This window comes from Amycolatopsis pretoriensis (assembly GCF_900107925.1).
Classification (GTDB): Bacteria; Actinomycetota; Actinomycetes; order Mycobacteriales; family Pseudonocardiaceae; genus Amycolatopsis; species Amycolatopsis pretoriensis.
In genome coordinates, this window is record NZ_FNUJ01000008.1 from 180702 (window position 1) to 200556 (window position 19855).

Genomic DNA, 19855 nt, shown 5'->3' on the forward strand with positions numbered 1-19855 from the left:
CCCGGCCAGCAGTGGGAGAACCCTCAATTACCCGTGGGTAGTAATACTCAAGGCGTCTTCGCGCGGCCACGACCAGCCGCGCGCTTCGCCGTCGTACGCGCCTTCGCGGCCCTCGACGCGGCGGCTTTCGCCTTCGCCACGGCCGCGTTGCGCGCGTCCTCGGCTTCGGACGCCGTCTCCTGCAGGGCCGCCAGCAGCCGCGTCACGCCTTCGGCCTGCTCGGCCGCCGTCGGCTGGACGACCTCCGCGCCGTCGATCTTCGCCTGGACCAACGCCTGGAACGCCTCGCGGTAACGGTCGGGGTAGCGGCCCGGGTCGAACTCGCCGGTCAGCTCCTCGACGAGGTTCACCGCGCGCCGGAGTTCACCCGGCCGGATGTCGACGTCGGCGTGCCGGAACGGGAAGTCGGGCGTGCGGACCTCGTCCGGCCACCGCATCGTCTCCAGCACGATCACCTGGTCGCGGACGCGCAGTGCCCCGAGGGTCTCGCGGCGGCGCAGCGCGACGGTCACCAGCGCGAGCCGTCCCGACTGCTGCAGGGCCTCGCTGAACAGCACGTACGGCTTCGTGCCCGCCGGCTCCGGCTCGAGGTAGTAGCTCTTCGCGAACCAAATCGGGTCGACGTCGGCGAGCGGCGCGAACCCGCGGATCGCGATCGTGCGGCCGGGCATCGGCAGCGACGCGAGCTCGTGGTCCGACAGCAGCACGACGTCACCGCCCGGGACGGCGTACCCGCGGACCATCTGCTCCGGCGGCACCTCGGCGCCGTCGACCTCGCAGACCCGCTTCACCCGGACGCGGCCGCCGTCGGCCTCGTGGACCTGGTGCAGCGGGAGCTCGCGGTCTTCGGTCGCGCTGTACGCCTTCACCGGAATGGCGTAGCTGCCGAACCCGATCGTGCCCGTCCAGATCGCGCGCATGCGAGCCACCTCCGCAGCTCCCAGGCTAGTCAGCCGTCCGCGCGCACCGACAGCTACAAACGGGTGTCAGGCGCGACGGATTCGCTCACACATTCGAACGACGGCGTGACCTCGTCGAGCGCTTCGGCCGAACAGCGGGCCGCGATGGCCGCCGCGCGGAGCACCTCGGTGACGACCTCGACGTCCAGGGGCGGCGCCGCGGCGAGCGCGTTCGTCCCGCCTTCGACGCGGGCAGCGAGCCCGGCGAGCGCGTGGGAGATGGCCTCCTGGCCGGCGATCAGGTGGGCGACGACGTCGGTGAGTTCGGTCGTCGTGGCGCCCGGGCCGCCACTGCGCAGGCTCGCGGCGAGCTCTTCGGCACAGGAGCGCAGGTGGGTGGCGACGACCGTCGGCGGCAGCGTCACGTCGTGCACCACTCACCCCCTCGGCCGGGTCGAAGCAGTCATGGTGCCACCGCACCCGCCGTCAGGAGAGCCGACACACCGACGCCCGCATATTTGACCGGACGTTCTCGAAAGAAGTAGGATTTCGGTCATGTCCCGAGTCAAGGAGTTCGACGTCGACGAAGCCTGCGACGCCGCGCTCGTGCTCTTCCGGCGTCAGGGCTACGAAGCGACGTCGGTCAACGACCTCGTCACGCACCTCGGCGTGGCGAAGGCGAGCCTGTACGCCACCTTCGGCACGAAGCACGACTTCTACCTGACGGCGTTGAAGCGGTACGCCGAGCGGACCGACACCCGGGTCGTGGCCGAGTTGTCGGGACCAGGCTCCGGCGTGGCCGCGGTGCGCCGGCTTTTCGACGGTTACCAGGCGGAAATCCTCGGCGACGAGACCAGGATGGGCTGCTTCGTCGTCAACGCGGCGATCGAGCTGCTCCCCCACGACCCCGAGGTCGCGCGGCTGGTGGAGCGCAGCTGGGACACCCTCGAGGTCGCTCTCACCATGGCGTTGGAACGCGCTCGATCCCAGGGCGAACTGCCCGGCGGCAGCGACCCGGCGATGCTGGCGCGGTTCCTGCTCACCGTCCTCCAAGGACTGCGCGTCCTGGGCAAGGGCACGGACGCGGCGAGCCGGTTGGACGCGGCCATTTCCCAGGCCATGCGGCTTATTCAAGACTGATCGGACCAGAAAGAAGGTACACGATGGGGGCACGGTTCGCGGGCAAGGTCGTCCTGGTGACGGGCGGCAGCTCGGGCATCGGGCGGGAGACGGCGCGGGCGTTCGCCGCCGAGGGCGCGACGGTGGTCGTCGCCGGGCGCGATGAGCAGCGGCTCGCCGCCACCGTGAAGGAGCTCGGCGGGGACGCGAGCGCGGTGACCGTCGACGTCACCGACTCGGGGGACGTCGCGCGGATGGTCGAGACGGTCGTCGCGCGGCACGGCGGGCTGCACGTGGCGGTCAACAACGCGGGCATCCTCGGGTCGCCGGCGCCGGCCGCGGACCTCGACGAGGACGGCTTCGGCGCGGTCATGGCCACGAACGTCACGGGGACCTGGCTGAGCGTGAAGCACGAGGTCGCGCACATGCGGGCGCACGGCGGCGGCGCGATCGTCAACATCGCGTCGAACATCGGCGCGCACGGCCGGTTGCCGAACATGGCGGCCTACGCGGCGTCGAAGGCCGCGGTGAGCGCGCTGACCCGCACGGCGGCGCGCGACCACATCGCCGACGGCGTCCGCATCAACGCGGTCAGCCCCGGCGCGACCGACACGGACATGTCACGGCGTCCCGGCGAGACGGACGCCGATCGCGCGGACCGGCTCAAGGGCGCGATCCCGCTGGGCCGGGTGGGGGCCACCGCCGAAGTGGCCGCCGCGGTGCTGTGGCTGGCTTCGGACGAAGCGGCCTTCACCGTGGGGCACGACCTGGTGGTCGACGGCGGCGCGACCGCCTGAGCGGCCCCACCCGGGCCCGCGGCTCCTTCAGGACTCACGGTTGCGCATGGTGACGATCCCCTCTCGTGCGGGACGGATTGGGCGGCGGCGGGGTCAGGACTCGCGGTTGCGCACGGCGCGGCTCCTTCCGGGCGGACGGACGGTTGACCTGCGGTTCAGGACTCGCGGTTGCGCACGGGGCGCTCCTCTCGCGCGTAGCGGCGGATGTCGGGACTCAGGACTCGCGATTGCGCACGGCACGGCTCCTTCCGGGCGGACGAACGGACGGTTGACCTGCGGGTTCACGATTCGCGGTTGCGCACAGCGGCACTCCTTCCGAGGGAAGGGACAAGGGGCTGGAGGTCACGACTCGCGGTTGCGCACAGCACGGCTCCTCTCAGGCGTTCGGACGAGGGTGCGGGGGCTCAGGACTCGCGGTTGCGCATGAGGGCCTCCCTTCGCTGCTCCGAACGTGTGGCAATCATCGATCGCGGTCGCCCGATGTGGTGAAGTGGACGCGGATCGTCGGATCACCCAGGGGAGTTGCACCGCCTTGAGTATGGACGGCGCCCGTCCGGCCGAACCCCGCGTGGGCCGGATCCGTGGGGCGCTGAATCCTGCTCACTGGACCCTCTGGCGGCAGCGCGGATCGCTGATCTTCTACTGCTTCCTCGTCGAGTCCGTGGCGCTCGTGGCCACGGTTTGGGCGGCTGTCGCCGTGCCCGCGCACAGCTGGGATCTGGTCGTCTTCGCCGTCCTCGCGTGCCTCGGTGTGCTGCAGGCCGAGCTGGGCCGCAAGATCGAACGCGTCCGGCGCCTGGTGTCCGACACCCCGCACATCAACCTGACGTCGGTCTGGACGTTCGCCGGCGTGCTGCTCCTGCCGCCGGCACTCGTCACGGCGCTGATCGCCGTCCTCTACACGCACCTGGCGACGCGCAGCCTCGCGCGGATCAAGCGCGTCCCGCCGTTCCGGACCACGCTGAACGCGACGCTGGTCGTCGTCACCTGCTACTCGGCGGAGCTCGTCCTGGGCCGCCTCGGCGTCCCGGACATGTACACGGCGCTGACGGCGGGCTGGCGCGGCATCACCGCCATCGCGCTCGCGGCGGTCACGTACTTCCTCGTCGCGGCGATCACGATCCTCCCGGCGCTGACGATCACCAAGCGCTCGCTCAAGGCGTTCTTCGGCGGTCTCGGGGACAACCTCCTCGAGGTCGCGACGCTCTGCCTGGGCCTGCTCACGGCGTTGACGCTGGCGACGCTGCCCGCACTCGCCATCGCGATCGTGCCGCCGCTGCTGGTGCTGCACCGGGCGGTGCTGATCAAGCAGCTGGAGATCGCGGCGACGACCGACGAGAAGACGGGCCTGTTCAACACGACCGGGTGGCACCTGCTCGCGTCGCGCGAACTGGCCCGCGCCCAGCGCAGCACGCGCAGCACGTTCGGCGTGCTGATGATCGACCTGGACTACTTCAAGCTGATCAACGACGAGCACGGGCACCTGGCGGGCGACACGGTGCTGCGCGCGGTGGCGGCGACGATCAAGAGCGCGGTCCGCGACTACGACTCGGTCGGCCGTTTCGGCGGCGAGGAGTTCGTGGTGCTGCTGCCGGACATCGGGCCGGCGGCGGTCCTGGCGGTGGCGGAGCGCATCCGGTCGGCGATCGAGTCCTTGCGGGTCGAGTACGAGGACGGCAGCCACATCCGCGCGATCGGCGGCCTGTCGGCGTCCATCGGCGTGGCGACGTACCCGGACGGCGGGACGGCTGTGGACCGGTTGCTGCAGGCGGCGGACAAGGCGCTGTACCGGGCGAAGGACGCGGGCCGCAACCAGGTCGTCGACGGCACCGCCCCCGCCTGATCCCTTCTGAAAACCACCCCTGACCTGGCGACTTGTCAGATTTGCTCGGCTGAGCTAAATTTTGCTCATGCGAGCAAGAACGTTCACCGAGTCCGGTCGGCGGGCCCAGATCGTGCGGGCGGCGATCGAAGTGATCGCCGAAGCCGGCTACCTCAAGGCGTCGTTCAGCCGGATCGCGAAGCACGCCGGGCTGTCGAGCACCGGCATGATCAGCTACCACTTCGCCGGCAAGGAAGACCTGCTCAAGGCGTGCGTCACGGAGATCGAAGAGGTCACCGGGGCGTTCATGCAGCCGCGCATCGACGCCGCCGTCGGGCACGTCGCGCAGCTGCGCGCCTTCGTCGAATCGAACGTCGAACTCGTCGGTGAGCACCCGGCCGAAATCCGCGCGCTGATCGACCTGGTGAAGAACGCCGGCTCGCAGAGCGGCGCCGTCAACGGGCGGCTCGCGCTGTTCGAGGAGCACTTCCGCACCGGGCACGCGGCGGGCGCGTTCGGGCCGCTCGACGCCCGGACCACGGCGCTCGCCCTGACCGCCGGGCTCGACGCCGTCGTCGCCACCGCGGCGGCGAACGTGCCCGAACCCGCCGAGCTCACGCGCATCGGCCGCGAGCTCGCCGATCTGTTCGTGCGGGCCACCGCACCCGAAACCACTGGGGAACCCGAATGATGATCGAGCAGAGGACCGAACCCGACGCCGGCCTGCGCCGGGTCGTCCGCGCCAACGTGCTGAACGTCGTGTTCGAAGTGATCGTGCCGATGGCGCTGTTCTACGGCCTGCGCGCCGTCGGCGTGAGCCAGTGGTGGGCGCTGATGGCCGGCGTCCTCGTGGCCGCGCCGTACGTGTTGTGGACCGTCGCCCGCAACCGCAAGATCGACCTCGTCGCCCTGGTCACGCTGAGCGTGCTGGTGCTGTCGGTCGTACTCGGCCTGCTGTCGGACGACCCGCGCACGCTGGTGATCCGCGAAGGCTGGACCGCCGCGCTGGGTGGCCTGTTCGGCGCGTGGATGCTGGTGACGGTCTTCATCGGCCGCCCGGCGCAGCTGACGCTCGGCCGCACGATCGCCGAGGTCAAGCGCGGCGCCGAAGGAGCGGACGCGTGGGTGGGCCGCTGGGACACCGACGCCCGGTTCCGGCGCGGCCTGCGGATCAACACGGCCGCCTGGGGCGCGGTGCTGCTGGGCAGCGCGGTGGTGCACGTCGTGCTCGTCTACACGCTGCCTATCGACCTCATCGCGCTGGTCACCAACGTGGCCTGGTTCGGCGCGCTGGCCGTGCTGATCGCCTGGCACGTCTGGTACCTCCGCAAGGAGAACCTCGATGCCTGACGTCCTGGTCGCGGGCGCGGGCCCGACCGGCCTGCTGACCGCGTTCGAGCTGGAACGCGCCGGCGTCGACGTCCTGGTCGTGGAGCGGGACGCCGGGCCCGATCCGCAGTCGAAGGCGCTCGGCCTGCAGCCCCGGTCGGTCGAGGTGCTGGCCGATCGCGGCCTGCTCGCCGCGATCGAGCCGCACGTGCGGGCGAAGCTGCCCGCCGGGCACTTCTCGGGCTTCCCGATCGACTACACCGACCTGCCGACGTGCTTCCCGTACCAGCTCGGCGTCGAGCAGGCGCACGTCGCGGCGGCGATCGAGGCGCGGCTGCGCACCCAGGTGCTGCGCGACGCGGCCGTCACCGCCGTGGCGCAGGACGAAAACGGCGTGACGGTCACGGCGGGCGGGCGTGCGCACCGGGCCGGCTGGCTGGTCGCGGCCGACGGCGGGCACAGCACGGTCCGGACGCTGCTGGGCGCCGCGTTCCCCGGCAGGTCAGCACGGATCTCACTGGTCGTCGCGGACATCACCCTGGCCGCCAAACCCGCCGGCCTGGCCGACGACTGGACCCTGCCGTCGTCGGGGTCGGGCTACCTGCTGCCGCTGTCCGAAGGCCGCTACCGCACGATCGTCTTCGGCGAGGAGCAGCAACGGCTCGGCCGCGACGCCCCGGTCACGGCCGACGAGGTGCAGCGCGCGCTGACCGCCGCGCACGGGCCGGAAATCCGCGTGGGCGACGTGCTGTGGGCCTCCCGGTTCGGCGACGCGTCCCGGCAGCTGGAGCGCTACCGCCACGGCCGGGTGCTGTTCGCCGGCGACGCGGCGCACGTCCACCTCCCGGTCGGCGGCCAGGGGCTCAACCTGGGCCTGCAGGACGCGGTGAACCTGGGCTGGAAGCTGGCCGCGACGGTCCACGGCACGGCACCGGCGGGGTTGCTCGACAGCTACCACGACGAGCGCCACCCGATCGCGGCGCGCGTGCTGGTCAGCACGCGGGCCCAAGGGGTCCTCGGCGTACCCGACCCGGACGCGGCGGCGGTCCGGCAGGTCGTCACGGAGCTGCTGGCCGTCCCGGAGGCGCGGCGCGCGGTCGCGGCGGAGCTGTCGGGCCTCGGGGTGACGTACCCGGGGATCACCGGCCGGGCCACGGACGTCCCGGCGAGCACCGACGGCCGCGCCGTACTGGTGGGCGCGGCGGTGCCGGCGGGCTGGGCCGGCCGGGTCGAGGGCCGCGAGGGGGCGGCACCTCGGCTCGTCCGGCCCGACGGGTACATCGCGTGGGACGGCGGACCGGGCTTGGAGGAGGCGTTGCACCGTTGGCTCGGCGCGCCCGCGTAGCCGGCCAGAGCGCCCCAATGTGGCCTTGGTTGCGTCTGACGCACCCAATGTGGCCTTCGGTGCGTCTGACGCACCGAAGGCCACATTGGGGCGCTTGAGCCCGTGCAGTCAGGACGCCGCGGCCAGGATCGCCTGCTCCACCTCGCGCCGCCAGCCCGGCTCGATGCGGCCGCTCCTCGGCGTCACCGCGAACGAGTCCACCACCGCGCCACCCAGCGTCGAGACCTTCGCCCAGCGGACCTCCGCGTCGCACCGGCGCAGCGCCCCCGCGACCCGGAACAGCAGGCCGATCCGGTCGGCCGCGCGCAGCTCGAGGACCACCGTGTCGGGGCCGCTCGTCTCGTCGTCGAACCAAAGGACTTTCGGCGCGACCGGCGCCGGCGAACCGTAGTCGCGTTCCTTCGCGGCCAGGCGCTGGGTGAGCGGGAGCGTCCCGGCGACCGCGCGGGCGAACTGTTCGCGCAGCAGCGTCGCGTCCGGCAGCGAGCCGAACTTCGGCGACGCCGTGAACACCCCGGCGCGGCCACCGTCGTGCCCGCGCAGGACCGCCGAATGCACTTCCATCGAGTTCAACGCCAGCACCCCGGCCGCCGGGGCCAGCAGCTCTGCGCGGGCAGGCACGGCGAGCAGCACCGTCACGACCTTGCCGTGCGCGCTGATCCGGATCTCGCCGTTGCCCGAAGCGACGGCCTGCTTTACCAGCTCGCGCTGTTCGTCGTCCATCGGCTCGGGCGCGGTGAACCCCTTGCCGCGCAACACTTCTTCGCAGCCGGTGACGAGCTCGGCGAGCAGCCGCGCCTTCCAGTCCGTCCAGACGCCGGGTCCGGTGGCCAGCGAGTCGGCCTGGGTGAGCGCGTGCAGCAGCTCGACCAGCACGATGTCGCCGTCGAGGGTCTTCACCACTCGCGCGACCGTCTCCGGCTCGCTGATGTCGCGGCGCGTCGCGGTGTGCGGCAGCAGGAGGTGGTGGCGGACCATCGCCGACACCGTCGCCGCGTCCGCCGCGTTCAGCCCGAGCCGCGTCGCGACCTGGGCCGAGATCTTGGCGCCGAGCTCGGAGTGGTCGGCGTCGCGCCCCTTGCCGATGTCGTGCAGCAGCGCGCCGATCAGCAGGAGGTCCGGCCGCGACACCGTCGTGGTCAGCTTCGCCGCCTCGACGCAGGTGCGGACGAGGTGCCGGTCGACCGTCCACTGGTGCACCGGCGAGCGCGGCGGGAGGTCGCGAACCGCGCCCCACTCGGGGAACAGCCGGGCCCACAGGCCGGTCCGGTCGAGCGACTCGACCGCGTCGACCAGGCCCTCCCCCGCGCCGAGCAGTTCGACCAGGGCGTTCAGCGCGTCCGGCGGCCACGGCGCCCGCAGCTCGGGCGCCGTTTCCCCGAGTGCTTTGAGCGTGCCGAGCGCGATCGGCTTGCCCGTGCGCGCCGACGCGGCGGCGACCCGCAGCAGCAACGCGGGATCCTTGGCCGGGACGGCGTCCCGCGCCAGCGAGACCTCGTTCCCGTGCAGCACCACGCCTTCGGCGAGCGGCGTGCGCGACGGACGTCGTCCGAACCGCGGCTTCGGTGGCTCCACAGTGGACCGGAGTGCGACGTCGAGCGCGTACGCGATCGTGCGGCCCGCACCGGAAAGCTTGCGTGCCAACGTGAACCGGTCGCCGAAACCGAGTTCGGCGGCGACCAGCTCGGCTTCCGGCGCGGCCAAGACGTCCCGTTCACGCCGGATCTCCCGCCGCAGCTCGGTGCGGACGTCGAGCAGGAGTTCCTTGGCCGCCAGGAGTTCTTCGCCGGGCCGCGCGGTGAGCTGCGCCGCGGCCAGCGCTTCCAGGACGGCGAAGTCCCGCAGCCCGCCCCGCCCGTGCTTGAGGTCGGGTTCGGCGGACTGCGCGATCTCGCCGCTGCGGCTCCAGCGCTGCCGGACCGACGCCGTCATGTCCGGGATCTGCTTGCGCGCGGTGCGGCGCCACTGGTCGCGCGCCGCGGAAACCAGGCGGCCGGACAGTTCGGCGTCGCCGGCGAGGTGCCGGGCGTCGAGCAGGCCCATGGCCGTGCGAAGGTCCTCCGAAGCGACCTTCAGCGCTTCGCCGGGCGTGCGGACCGAGTGGTCCAGCCCGACTTTCGCGTCCCACAAGGGATACCAGAGCGCGTCCGCGATCTCGCCGACGCCGCTGTTACCGTTGTGCACCAGCAGCAGGTCGAGATCGGAGAACGGCACCAGCTCCCGGCGGCCGAGCCCGCCCACGGCGACCAGCGCGACACCCGGTTCCGCGGTGTCGACGCCGGCCGCCGAGGCTCCCCTGCCCAGCCAGAACTCGTAGAGGTCGACCAGGGCCGCCCGCAGTGCGGACGCCCCCAGCCTCCCGTGCCTGCCCTCGAGCAAACGCTCGGTGGCCTTGACCAGTTCGCCCCCGTCGGCCATCCCGGACGCCCTAGAGAGCGTCCGTGCCGCGCTCGCCGGTCCGTACGCGGATCACCGTCTCGACCGGGGTCACCCACACCTTGCCGTCACCGATCTTGCCGGTGTGCGCGGCCGTGGTGATGGCCTCCAGGACCTTCTCCACGTTCGTGTCGTCGGTGACGACCTCGATCTTCAGCTTGGCCACGAAGTCCACCGAATACTCCGCGCCGCGGTAGACCTCGGTGTGGCCCTTCTGCCGGCCGTAGCCCTGGACCTCGCTGACCGTCATGCCCAGCACGCCCAGCTGCTCCAGCGCGGAGCGGACGTCGTCGAGCGTGAACGGCTTGACAATCGCCGTGATGAGCTTCATGCCTTGCTCTCCTCGAGTTTCGCGGTGCCGGTGGCGGACTTGACCGGGATGATCGTCGGCTGGCCGAGGCCACCGCCCGAACCGGTGAAGTCGTACGCGCTCTCCGCGTGCTGGGCCTCGTCGATGCCGGACACCTCGTCCTCGGTGCTGACGCGGAAGCCGCCCGCCTTCTTGATCACGAAGCCGATGATGAAGGACAGCACGAAGGAGTACACGAGCACCGCGCCCGCCGCCAGCGCCTGGCGACCCAGCTGGGTGAAGCCGCCGCCGTAGAACAGGCCGTCGGCGCCGAGCGCGTTGACGCTGGTGGTGCCGAAGAAGCCGATCAGCAGCGTGCCGACGATGCCGCCGACCAGGTGGACGCCCACAACGTCGAGCGAGTCGTCGAAGCCGAACTTGAACTTGAGCGAGATGGCGAGCGCGCAGACGACACCAGCGATGAGGCCGATCGCGATGGCCCCGATCGGGCTGACGAAACCACACGCCGGGGTGATGGCGACGAGGCCGGCGACCGCGCCGGAAGCCGCGCCGAGGGTGGTCGGCTTGCCGAACTTGAGCTGCTCCACGATCAGCCAGCCGAGGACGGCGGCCGCGGTGGCGACGGTGGTGTTGGTGAACGCGACGGCGGCGAGGTCGTTGGCGGCCAGCGCCGAACCGGCGTTGAAGCCGTACCAGCCGAACCACAGCAGGGACGCGCCGAGCAGCACGAACGGGACGTTGTGCGGGCGGCCGGTGTCCTTCGGGAAGCCCTTGCGCTTGCCGAGCACGATCGCCAGCGCGAGACCCGCGGCACCGGCGTTGATGTGGACCGCGGTGCCACCGGCGAAGTCGAGTGCCTTGAGGTTGTTGGCGATCCAGCCGCCGACGGAGTTCTCGCCGATGAAGCCGTTGAAGGAGAACACCCAGTGCGCGACCGGGAAGTACACGACCGTCACCCAGATGACGACGAACAGCGTCCAGCCCCAGAACTTCGCACGGTCGGCGATGGCGCCGGAGATCAGCGCGGGCGTGATGATGGCGAACATCAGCTGGAACATGACGAACGCGAGCACCGGCAGCGCGTCCGTGCCGGGCCACGCCACGGCGGGCGCCGAGTCGGTGGCGGCGACCGCGAAGCCGGCGAGCTTCCCGAAGGTGTTCTCCAAGCCGGCGAAGTGGAAGTTACCGAGCAGGCCACCGAAGGCGTCGTCGCCGAACGACATCGAGAAGCCGTACAGCGCCCACAGCACCCCCACCACGGCCAGCGCGATGAAGTTCATCATCAGCATGTTCAAGACGCTCTTCGCGCGGACCATGCCGCCGTAGAAGAAGGCCAATCCCGGTGTCATGAGCATGACCAGCGCGGCGCTGGCCAATACCCATGCGGTGTCTCCTGCGTTCAGCACATCGTCCTCCCGTGCCCTGGGTCTGTGCGATGGCAGTTTTGGCGCGCGGTGTTTCACGGGGCGGCGCGAGAGGTTTCGCCTACGTGAACTGTCCGCGCCCGGTTGTTACGGCCAGGTTTCCCGGGAGGTGTGCTGGAGTGTCCGGTTGCTTTACGTCGTGGTCGAATAGCCCCATGACCGGAGCCGACCACGGGAATGACCCACTGCCACCCCGGGTCGTCGAGGCGTTGCGCTGTTCGGTGTGCGCTTCGCCGCTGAAGAGTGTCGAGCGCACGCTGCGTTGCTCGGCGGGCCACTCTTTCGATCTAGCCCGCCAGGGTTACGTGAACCTGTTGCACGCGCGAATCCCGGCCGGAACGGCCGACACGGCCCCGATGGTCGCGGCCCGCGCGGACTTCCTCGCTTCCGGCGCCTGCCGCCCGCTGGCGGACGAGCTCGCCCGCGTGTGCGCGGAGGCCGACGGCCTGGTGATCGACGCCGGCGCCGGAACGGGTTACTACCTGGCGCACGTGCTGGAGTCGGCGCCCGCGGCGCTCGGGCTCGCCTTGGACGTTTCCGCGGTGGCGTTGCGCCGCGCGGCCCGGGCCCACCCGCGGCTGGGCGCGGCGGTGTGGAACCTGTGGGAGCCGTGGCCGGTGGGCGACGAGGTGGCGTCGGCGGTGCTGAACGTCTTCGCGCCCCGCAACGGGCCGGAGTTCCACCGCGTCCTGCGTCCCGGCGGTCTGCTGACGGTCGCGGCCCCGGCCCCGGACCACCTCCGCGAGCTGGGCGACCTGGTGCTGTCGGTGGACGAGCGCAAGGAGGAGCGGCTGGACGGCACCCTCGGCGAGTACTTCGCCCGCACCGGACGCACGGAGGTCCGCCGGACGACCGAGCTGAGCCCGCGGCAGATCCGCCAGGCGGTCGAGATGGGCCCGACGGCCTTCCACCTCGATCGCGGTGACCGCCGTTCCCGCCTCGACGCGCTGAGCGAGCCCCAGGCCGTGACGGTGTCCTTCACGGTCTCCACCTACCGTCGGTTGTGAGGTTCCCGACGGTTCCCCGGGCTTCGCGACGCCGTCCCGGCCGACGCCGTCTGGAAGGCTGGGTGCCGTGAAGCCCGACTGGACCGCGCCCGCGACCCTGCTCGCGGACCCCGAGTGGGTCCGCGCCCGCATCGGCGGCGCGGCCAAGCTCTACGGCTGCGCCGCGCCGGAGGTGCTCGGCACGATCTGGTGGTACTCGCTCTCGTCGGTGCTCGTCGCTCCCGCGCTCGAAGGCCTGGTCGCCGGGGCACCGGCCGACCCCTCGCTCGACGCCGTGGAGATCGACCTCCTCGCCGACGGCCGGTTCCTCGGCGCCCGGTCCACCCGCCCCCTCGCCGGCGGGCTGCCCGAGCTGGGCGCCGCGTTCGGCGAGGCGCTCGGGACCGCCATCGCGACGATCGCCGACGTCACTGGAGCCCGTGCGCGTGCCCTCGGCGCCATCGCGACCGACTCGATCGGCAACCGGCTCCTGTGGACGCCCGACCCGGAGCGCGCGATGGCCCTGGCCGAGCCGCTCGTCGCCGCGATCGGCCTGGACCTGCCGAAGCCACGCTTCGTGCGCGTCGGCCGGACGCCTGCTGTGCGTCGCGCCTCGTGCTGCCTGATCTACGAGGTCGGCAACCCGAAGTGCGTGAGCTGCCCCCGTCAGACGCCGGCCGAGCGCGACGCCCGGCTCCGCGCCGCCCTCGGCTGACCGGGGTCAGTCCAGGACGGCCAGCTCCAGCTCCAGCAGCCGCTCCGGGTCGGCGATGACGTCGATGCCGACGATCCGGTCGCCTTCGACCCGGAACGCCAGGACGACCGACAGCCGGCCGTCGGGCATCCAGAGCAGCCCCGGCGAGCCGTCCACGAGGGCCAGCTCGCTGGTGCGGGCCCGTTCGGAGGCCAGGACCGCGCCCTTGCGCACGTTCTCGACGCCACGCAGCACGACCGGCGCCGGACTCGGACCGACGAACCGGTCCGCGTGCAGCACCACGTCCGGAGCGAGGAGCGCGAGCAACGCTTCGAAGTCGCCACCCCGGGACGCCGCCAGGAACGCCTCGACGACCTTCCGCCGCCGCGGCAGGTCCGCGTCCACGGTGGCGCCGCCCTTGACCCGCCGCCGGGCCCGGCTCGCCAGCTGACGGGCCGCCGCCGGCGTCTTGTCGATCATCGGCGCGATCTCGTCGAACGGCACGGCGAACATGTCGTGCAGCACGAACGCGACCCGTTCGGCCGGCGCCAGCGCGTCGAGCACGACCAGCAGCGCCAGCCCGACGGTGTCGGCCAGCTCCGCCTCCTGTTCGGGGTCCCGGCGGTCCTCGCCCTGTTCGGGCCGCCCGTCCAGAGGTTCCTCGCGGTGGTTGCGCCGCGTCCGCAGCATCGACAGACACACCCGGGCGACGACGGTCGTCAGCCACGCGCCGACGTTCTCGACCTCGCCCAGGTCGGTGCGGTCGAACCGCAGCCACGCCTCCTGAACGGCGTCGTCGGCCTCGCTCGCCGAGCCGAGCATCCGGTAGGCGACCGCACGCAGCCGCGGCCGCTCCTGCTCGAATCGTTCGGTCAGCGTGTCCACCGTGTCCTGCTCCTTCCGCCGCGGTCGTAGCAGTAGACCCCGCGGCGGCGGCCGATGTGACCGGAACGTGGAGACGTCGTCCGTGATCTGGGTCATCCGGCGGTCAGCTACCCATGAACCACCCTCCTCGGCTCGTACCACGTCTCGCCCACCGGCTCTCCGGCCATGTCCCAGCTCCACGAAATCCGCGGGGTGATCCGCGTGTACAACCCGGGGCCGACCAACCCGGTCCGTTCCACGGGATCGTCCGCCTCGCCGTACACGCGCATCGCCCGCGCGACGAACGGCTGCAACGACACGAGGTCGTCCACCACCAGCGCGACCTTCCGCCGGCCGGCGGAGATGTTGCGAAACTTGCGGGTCGCCGCCACCGCCGCGCCGGTCCCGCCGACCCAGAAGTACTCACCGTCGAACTCGAACGCGAGCGGAACGACGTCCGGTTGCTCGCCGGCGCCGAGCGTGGCCACGCGGGCCAGCGGCTGCGAGCGCAGGTAGCCGATCTCTTCGTCGGTGAACGTCATGAGCACTCCTTCGTGTTCGGATCCACCCCCTACACGAACGCACCACGCCCGGATCGACAGCTCAGAGCACGCAGAACTCGTTGCCCTCCGGATCGGCCATCACGACGTGGTCCGGGCGGCCGTCCAGCACGTCTTCGCGCAGCATGGTCGCCCCCGCCGCGGTGAGGCGGGCGACTGCTTCGACGACCCGCTCCCACCGCGTCTCCCACGGAACGTCCCGGCCACCACCGGCCTGGACGTCCAGGTGCACGCGGTTCTTCACGCTCTTTCCCTCGGGCACCTTGAGGAAGCTCAGGCTCGGCAGCACGCCTTCCGGATCGGTCAGGTAGGCGCCGTCGTCCCATTCCGCCTCGGGCACGCCGTGGTGCGAGAACCAGTCTTGCCAGCTCGCGAAGCCCGGGGGTGGTGGCCGCTCGATGTAGCCGAGGGCCACCGCCCAAAACCTCGCCAGCGAGCGGGGTTCCGCGCAATCGATCGTCAGGCTCCACCGCACCGTCACGGACGAAGCGTAGCCGCGAGGAGCGCTACCGCGCCCTTCGCGACGGCGATTCCTCGCGCCGCCACGTGGCTTTCGGCCAACGCGTTGACCGGGTCCGACACCATGATGCTGGTGACCAGTGAGCGGCCGTCCGCCGTGCGCGCCCGGTAGTTCAAGGTCAGCACGCCGGGTTCGCTGCCACCCTTGAACCAGACCTCGGGGAACTTCGCCCGGTCGAGCGCGAGGCCACCGTCGTTCAGCGACAACGCGTGCCCGATCTCCGGCTGGTTTTCCTTCTGCAGCCCGGAGAACGCCCGGCAGATGTCGTCCGGTGAACCGAACCACTCGATGTCGTCGATCTTCTGGGGTGCCTGCCAGCCCTGCAGACTGGTGAGCGGAAGCCGTTCCAGCCCGGCCACCGCCGCGGGACGCGCCCAGCGGGGCAGTGCCAGGTAGGCGTCGGCGCGAGCCGGGTACTGCGTGGCCTTGAGCTCGAACATCGCCTTCGTGGTCAGGAACGGGATGTTCGCCGACGGCCGCTGGTTGCCGAACGTCGTCAGCTGCCGCTGCACGGCGTCCCGCCCCAGCCGGCGGATGAGGTGGTCGGTCGCGGTGTTGTCGCTGATCGAGATCATCTTGTCGGCGTACGTGGACAACGGAAGCTTGGTGCCCGCCGGTTGGTTCTGCAGGTCCCCGGACGGCAGGCTCTTCCAGTCGTCGCGGATCGCCAGCTGCTCGTCCCACGACGCTTTGTGCTCGGCGACCGCCTTGCCCAACGCGCCCAGGACATAGAGCTTGAACGCCGAACCCAGTGGTCGTTGGACGTCGTCGCGGACGCCGTGCACGTCCCGGCAGCGTCCGTCCGGGAGGATCTCCGACGCGCCGAACGACACCCGGCCGCCGAGTGCCGCCAGCTGCGCGTCGACCTCCGGCCACGAAGCCGGGACGGGGTCGTCCGGTTTCGCCGTGAGCCCGTCGATCAGCCCGGCGGAGTCCACGTGCAGGCCGAGCAGGTAGTCGTCGGCGGTTCCGTGCACCGCCGCTTCCACGTGGTCCGGCGCTTCGGTGACGATCCGTTTCACCTGGAGCGGGCCGAATCCGCCGAGCGCGCCGTTGACGCCCGCCGTGCCGCCGACCGCGTCCAGCAGAACCTGGGCGACGTGCGCACGGACTTCGGTGTCGGGCACCGGTACGCGCCCGGTCGCGTCGACGACCCACTCGAGCTGCTGCGTCGCCGTGGGCACCTCGGCGGCTTGGGCGGCCGGGGCCACCAGTGCCGCGAGAACCGCGACCACGCCCGCTATCGCTGTTTTCATCTCTCCCCCTGTGCTTCCATCGTTCCCCTTGATCACCGGCTACTCTTCGGGCGGCCGGATCCACAACCCGGCCACTTGGCCGTCTTCGCGGTAGGTCACCTGCACGGTCCGCTCGCCCGCCTCGAAGGCCAGCGGCATGCGGACGACGGTGTGGTCGCCCGTCGACCGCGCATACGGCTCCCCCATCCCCTCGTACCGTCCGACCGACCCGGCCACCTGCGCCCAGGCGAGCTGCAGCTCGTGCTCGCCCACCGCCGCGCGCATGCGGTCGTCGAAATCCCGGCGGACCTCTTGCCACTGGCAGCCGACGAGTTCGGCCACGAGCTCCCGGGCGCGGTCGAGCGCGTCCGGTGGCTTCAAGTCCGTCATGGACACTCCCGTCGTCGGATCGACCGGCCGGCCGAACCGCTGGAAAGCCGCCTGCCGGCTCGTGCCGAGCAGGTCGCCGATCTCCTGCCACGTGTGCCCGGCCGTCCGGGCCACGTCCACCGCGTCCCGCAGCGTTTCTTCCGCGTCGCGGAGCTTCCGCAACGCCTCGCGAACCGAACCCAGCGGGCCGTGGGCCGGCACGCTGTCAAGAATGTATTGACGATCCGGATGTGTCAAGTCCGTCTTTACGTGCTCTCGCCGCCGGCGGGCGGCGCTCCGGCACGTGGCATCACAGTACTGGCGATTTCGCCCGGAACCTTGGCGAGGTGGCAGCGGTTTGCCACAGGCGGCGCATTTCATGCTTTCGAGTGTAGCGCACGGAATTTCAAAGCGTGCTACCGTCGAGAGCACGAAACGGCCTCGCCCACCACCTGGGAGGCGTGGCCATCCGATGGGGAGGACGGTTACGGTGAGAACCGATGAGTGAACGCAGCTGGGGCTTCCGGACCCGCGCACTGCACGCGGGCGGCACCCCCGATCCGGCGACCGGCGCGCGGGCCGTGCCGATCTACCAGACCACGAGCTTCGTCTTCGAGGACGCCGCCGACGCGGCGAACCTCTTCGCGCTGCAGAAATACGGCAACATCTACAGCCGCATCGGGAACCCGACCGTGGCGGCGTTCGAGGAGCGGATCGCCAGTCTCGAGGGCGCCATCGGCGGCGTGGCGACCGCGAGCGGCCAGGCCGCGGAGTTCCTCACCTTCAGCGCGCTCACCGAGGCGGGCGACCACATCGTGTCGGCGAGCGGCCTCTACGGCGGCACGGTCACCCAGCTCACCGGCACGCTGAGGCGGTTCGGCGTGGAGACGACGTTCGTCAGCGGCGGCATCGACGACTACGCGGCGGCGATCACCGACCGGACCCGGCTGCTCTACACCGAGGTGATCGGCAATCCCGGCGGCGGCATCGCCGACCTCGCGGCGCTGGCGGATCTCGCGCACTCCCACGACATCCCGCTGGTGGTGGACGCGACGCTGGCGACGCCGTACCTGTGTCGCCCGATCGAGCACGGCGCCGACATCGTGCTGCACTCGGCGACGAAGTTCCTCGGCGGGCACGGGACGACGCTCGGCGGGATAGTCGTCGAGTCCGGGAAGTTCGACTGGGGCAACGGGAAGTTCCCCCGGATGACCGAGACCGTCGACAGCTACGGCGGACTCAGGTACTGGGAGAACTTCGGCGAGTACGCGTTCTGCACACGGCTGCGCGCGGAGCAGTTGCGGGACATCGGCGCGGTCCTATCGCCCCACTCGGCTTTCCTGCTGCTGCAAGGGGTCGAGACGCTCCCGCAGCGGATGGACACGCACGTCGCCAACGCCCAGGCGGTCGCCGAGTACCTCCAGGCGGACCCACGGGTGGCATGGGTGTCGTACGCCGGGCTGCCTTCCCACCCGCACCACGACCTGGCGAAGAAGTACCTGCCGGCGAGGCCGGGCGCGGTGTTCTCGTTCGGCATCGACGGTGGCCGGGCGGCGGGCGAGAAGTTCGTCGAATCGGTGGAGTTGCTGTCGCACCTGGCGAACGTCGGGGACGCGCGGACGCTGGTGATCCACCCGGCGTCGACCACCCACGCACAGCTGTCGGAGGATCAGCTCGCGGCCGCGGGCGTCGGCCCCGATCTGATCCGGCTGTCGATCGGGCTGGAGGACGTCGAAGACATCCTCTGGGACCTCGACCAAGCGCTGGGGAAGGCGGTGGCCGGATGACATACGAGGTGGGCGCCGTCGAACGGCGGGCGATCCTCAACCGGACGAAGTCGGTGACACTGGTGGGCGCCTCCGCGAATCCGGCGCGGCCGAGCTACTTCGTGGCGACTTACCTGCTCTCGTCGACGCGCTACGAAGTCAACTTCGTCAACCCGCGGTTGGACACGCTGTTCGGGAAACCGGTGTACGCCTCGCTCAAGGACGTCCCGGGTGAGCCGGACCTGGTGAGCGTCTTCCGGAAACACGACGACCTGCCCCAGGTAGCCGAAGAAGTCATCGACGCCGGCGCACGGACACTGTGGCTGCAACTCGGGCTGTGGCACGAGCCCGCGGCTGATCGGGCGCAGGACGCGGGCCTGGACGTCGTGATGAACCGGTGCGTGAAGATCGAGCACGCACGCTTCGCGGGCGGGCTCCACCTGGCCGGGTTCAACACCGGCGTGATCAGCTCGAGGAGGCAGTCGGCACCCTAGGGAAGAGAACGCCCGTTCCCGCTGTTGGCCCCGGGTATGACCGAGACCCTGGGGATCACCTTGTCCGGCGGCCCGACCGCGCTCCTTGAACTGGGCGGCGTGCGGCTGCTCACCGACCCGACCTTCGACGCGCCCGGCGACCATCCCATCGGCGACCGCGTGCTGGTCAAGACCGAGGACTCCGTGCTGACCGAAGAGGCGGTCGGCGTGGTGGACGCGGTCCTGCTGTCCCACGACCAGCACCCCGACAACCTGGACGACCGCGGACGTGCGTACCTCGAGACGGTGCCTCTGACCCTGGTCACGCCCAGCGGAGCCGGACGGCTGGGCGGGACCGCGCGGGGCTTGAAGCCGTGGGAGGAGACGCAGGTCGGACCACTGACGGTGACGGCCGTCCCGGCTCTCCACGGCCCGGAGGGCGCCGAGCCGACGACGGGCGAGGTGACCGGGTTCGTACTGAGCGGCAGCGGCCTGCCGACGGTGTACGTCAGCGGGGACAACGCGTCGGTCGAGCTGGTGCGGGAGATCGCGTCGCGGTTCCGCATCGACATCGCGGTCCTGTTCGCCGGCGCGGCGCGCACGAAGTTCTTCGACGGCGCTCCCCTGACGCTGACCAGCGCAAACGCGGTTGAGGCAGCCAAGGCGCTCGGCGCGGCGAAGGTGGTACCGCTACACTTCCGCGGCTGGCAGCACTTCAGCGAAGGGCCGGACGCGCTGCGCAGGGAGTTCGAGAAGGCCGGTCTGACCGACCGGCTGGTACTGCTCGACCCCGGCCAGCGCGCCGAGGTCTGAGCCGACGAGAGCGGCGGGGCGGGGCGGGGCGGGGCGGGGCGGGGCGGGGCGGGGCGGGGACGAGTGACACTCCGGCCGCAGTCGGGCCGCAAGC

The 19855-nt window shown here is 71.4% G+C and carries 21 protein-coding genes; 11 read left to right on the top strand and 10 right to left on the bottom strand.

All coding sequences use genetic code 11. The features are described 5' to 3' along the window. Positions 1–47: 47 nt before the first annotated feature. The gene (gene ku / locus BLV96_RS34290) at positions 48–920 is read right to left on the bottom strand and encodes a non-homologous end joining protein Ku (RefSeq protein WP_208608395.1); all 873 of its coding nucleotides are present in this window, start codon (positions 918–920) and stop codon (positions 48–50) included. 53 nt (positions 921–973) lie between these two features. Beyond that, entirely contained in the window at positions 974–1333 is a 360-nt protein-coding gene (locus BLV96_RS34295) for a hypothetical protein (protein ID WP_244180691.1), read from the bottom strand. A 121-nt stretch (positions 1334–1454) separates the two neighbouring features. Here BLV96_RS34295 and BLV96_RS34300 point away from each other — a divergent pair, with 121 nt between their 5' ends. From BLV96_RS34300 to BLV96_RS34325, 6 genes are all read left to right on the top strand, one after another. After that, positions 1455–2039 (top strand): TetR/AcrR family transcriptional regulator, encoded by a 585-nt coding sequence (locus BLV96_RS34300; protein WP_086680507.1) that lies wholly within the window; start codon positions 1455–1457, stop codon positions 2037–2039. A gap of 23 nt (positions 2040–2062) precedes the next feature. After that, positions 2063–2815, top strand: a complete 753-nt coding sequence (locus BLV96_RS34305; protein ID WP_086680505.1) for a glucose 1-dehydrogenase — start codon at positions 2063–2065, stop codon at positions 2813–2815. A gap of 538 nt (positions 2816–3353) precedes the next feature. Beyond that, entirely contained in the window at positions 3354–4658 is a 1305-nt protein-coding gene (locus BLV96_RS34310; RefSeq protein WP_086680503.1) for a GGDEF domain-containing protein, read from the top strand. Positions 4659–4725: 67 nt separating this feature from the next. Next, positions 4726–5328 (top strand): TetR/AcrR family transcriptional regulator, encoded by a 603-nt coding sequence (locus BLV96_RS34315; protein ID WP_208608396.1) that lies wholly within the window; start codon positions 4726–4728, stop codon positions 5326–5328. After that, positions 5325–5987 carry a VC0807 family protein gene (locus BLV96_RS34320; protein ID WP_091389928.1) on the top strand — a complete coding sequence of 221 codons (663 nt, stop codon included), beginning with the start codon at positions 5325–5327 and terminating at the stop codon, positions 5985–5987. The genes BLV96_RS34315 and BLV96_RS34320 overlap by 4 nt, the downstream gene beginning before the upstream one ends. Further along, positions 5980–7311 (top strand): FAD-dependent monooxygenase, encoded by a 1332-nt coding sequence (locus tag BLV96_RS34325; RefSeq protein WP_091389931.1) that lies wholly within the window; start codon positions 5980–5982, stop codon positions 7309–7311. The genes BLV96_RS34320 and BLV96_RS34325 overlap by 8 nt, the downstream gene beginning before the upstream one ends. 108 nt (positions 7312–7419) lie before the next feature. Here BLV96_RS34325 and BLV96_RS34330 read toward each other — a convergent pair whose 3' ends face one another. From BLV96_RS34330 to BLV96_RS34340, 3 genes are read right to left on the bottom strand one after another with little or no spacing between them, the layout of a single operon-like run. After that, positions 7420–9729 carry a [protein-PII] uridylyltransferase gene (locus BLV96_RS34330; protein WP_091389934.1) on the bottom strand — a complete coding sequence of 770 codons (2310 nt, stop codon included), beginning with the start codon at positions 9727–9729 and terminating at the stop codon, positions 7420–7422. 10 nt (positions 9730–9739) lie between these two features. Next, positions 9740–10078 carry a P-II family nitrogen regulator gene (locus BLV96_RS34335; protein ID WP_086677886.1) on the bottom strand — a complete coding sequence of 113 codons (339 nt, stop codon included), beginning with the start codon at positions 10076–10078 and terminating at the stop codon, positions 9740–9742. Then, positions 10075–11463, bottom strand: a complete 1389-nt coding sequence (locus BLV96_RS34340) for an ammonium transporter (protein ID WP_167379830.1) — start codon at positions 11461–11463, stop codon at positions 10075–10077. The genes BLV96_RS34335 and BLV96_RS34340 overlap by 4 nt, the downstream gene beginning before the upstream one ends. A 173-nt stretch (positions 11464–11636) precedes the next feature. Between BLV96_RS34340 and BLV96_RS34345 the strand changes: the two genes are divergently transcribed. Together BLV96_RS34345 and BLV96_RS34350 are read left to right on the top strand one after the other, a co-directional pair. Continuing rightward, positions 11637–12488, top strand: a complete 852-nt coding sequence (locus tag BLV96_RS34345; protein WP_341866124.1) for a putative RNA methyltransferase — start codon at positions 11637–11639, stop codon at positions 12486–12488. A gap of 67 nt (positions 12489–12555) precedes the next feature. Further along, positions 12556–13182 carry a (2Fe-2S)-binding protein gene (locus BLV96_RS34350; RefSeq protein WP_086677883.1) on the top strand — a complete coding sequence of 209 codons (627 nt, stop codon included), beginning with the start codon at positions 12556–12558 and terminating at the stop codon, positions 13180–13182. 6 nt (positions 13183–13188) lie between these two features. Here the strand turns inward: BLV96_RS34350 and BLV96_RS34355 are convergent, their stop codons facing one another. The 5 genes from BLV96_RS34355 to BLV96_RS34375 all read right to left on the bottom strand — a co-directional run bounded on the left by BLV96_RS34355 (position 13189) and on the right by BLV96_RS34375 (position 16931). Beyond that, positions 13189–14046: a sigma-70 family RNA polymerase sigma factor gene (locus BLV96_RS34355; RefSeq protein ID WP_086677882.1), complete on the bottom strand. Its 858-nt coding sequence runs from the start codon at positions 14044–14046 to the stop codon at positions 13189–13191. A 107-nt stretch (positions 14047–14153) separates the two neighbouring features. Next, positions 14154–14567, bottom strand: coding sequence for a PPOX class F420-dependent oxidoreductase (locus BLV96_RS34360; protein ID WP_086673013.1), 414 nt, complete (start codon positions 14565–14567; stop codon positions 14154–14156). A gap of 61 nt (positions 14568–14628) precedes the next feature. Beyond that, positions 14629–15066 carry a VOC family protein gene (locus BLV96_RS34365; RefSeq protein WP_167379831.1) on the bottom strand — a complete coding sequence of 146 codons (438 nt, stop codon included), beginning with the start codon at positions 15064–15066 and terminating at the stop codon, positions 14629–14631. After that, positions 15063–16361, bottom strand: coding sequence for a serine hydrolase (locus BLV96_RS34370; RefSeq protein ID WP_086673011.1), 1299 nt, complete (start codon positions 16359–16361; stop codon positions 15063–15065). Before BLV96_RS34370 ends, BLV96_RS34365 begins: the two co-directional genes overlap by 4 nt. A 39-nt stretch (positions 16362–16400) precedes the next feature. Continuing rightward, on the bottom strand, positions 16401–16931 hold the full coding sequence (locus BLV96_RS34375) for a DUF3887 domain-containing protein (protein WP_086673009.1): 531 nt from the start codon (positions 16929–16931) through the stop codon (positions 16401–16403). Positions 16932–17209: 278 nt separating this feature from the next. Between BLV96_RS34375 and BLV96_RS34380 the strand changes: the two genes are divergently transcribed. Genes BLV96_RS34380 through BLV96_RS34390 form a run of 3 tightly spaced genes read left to right on the top strand, consistent with a single transcriptional unit; the run spans position 17210 to position 19761 of the window. After that, the gene (locus BLV96_RS34380) at positions 17210–18496 is read left to right on the top strand and encodes an O-acetylhomoserine aminocarboxypropyltransferase/cysteine synthase family protein (protein WP_086673007.1); all 1287 of its coding nucleotides are present in this window, start codon (positions 17210–17212) and stop codon (positions 18494–18496) included. Next, on the top strand, positions 18493–18969 hold the full coding sequence (locus tag BLV96_RS34385) for a CoA-binding protein (protein ID WP_086673006.1): 477 nt from the start codon (positions 18493–18495) through the stop codon (positions 18967–18969). The genes BLV96_RS34380 and BLV96_RS34385 overlap by 4 nt, the downstream gene beginning before the upstream one ends. 36 nt (positions 18970–19005) lie before the next feature. Beyond that, a complete protein-coding gene (locus tag BLV96_RS34390; protein ID WP_091389937.1) occupies positions 19006–19761 on the top strand; it encodes an MBL fold metallo-hydrolase in 756 nt (251 codons plus the stop codon). Positions 19762–19855: the final 94 nt, after the last annotated feature.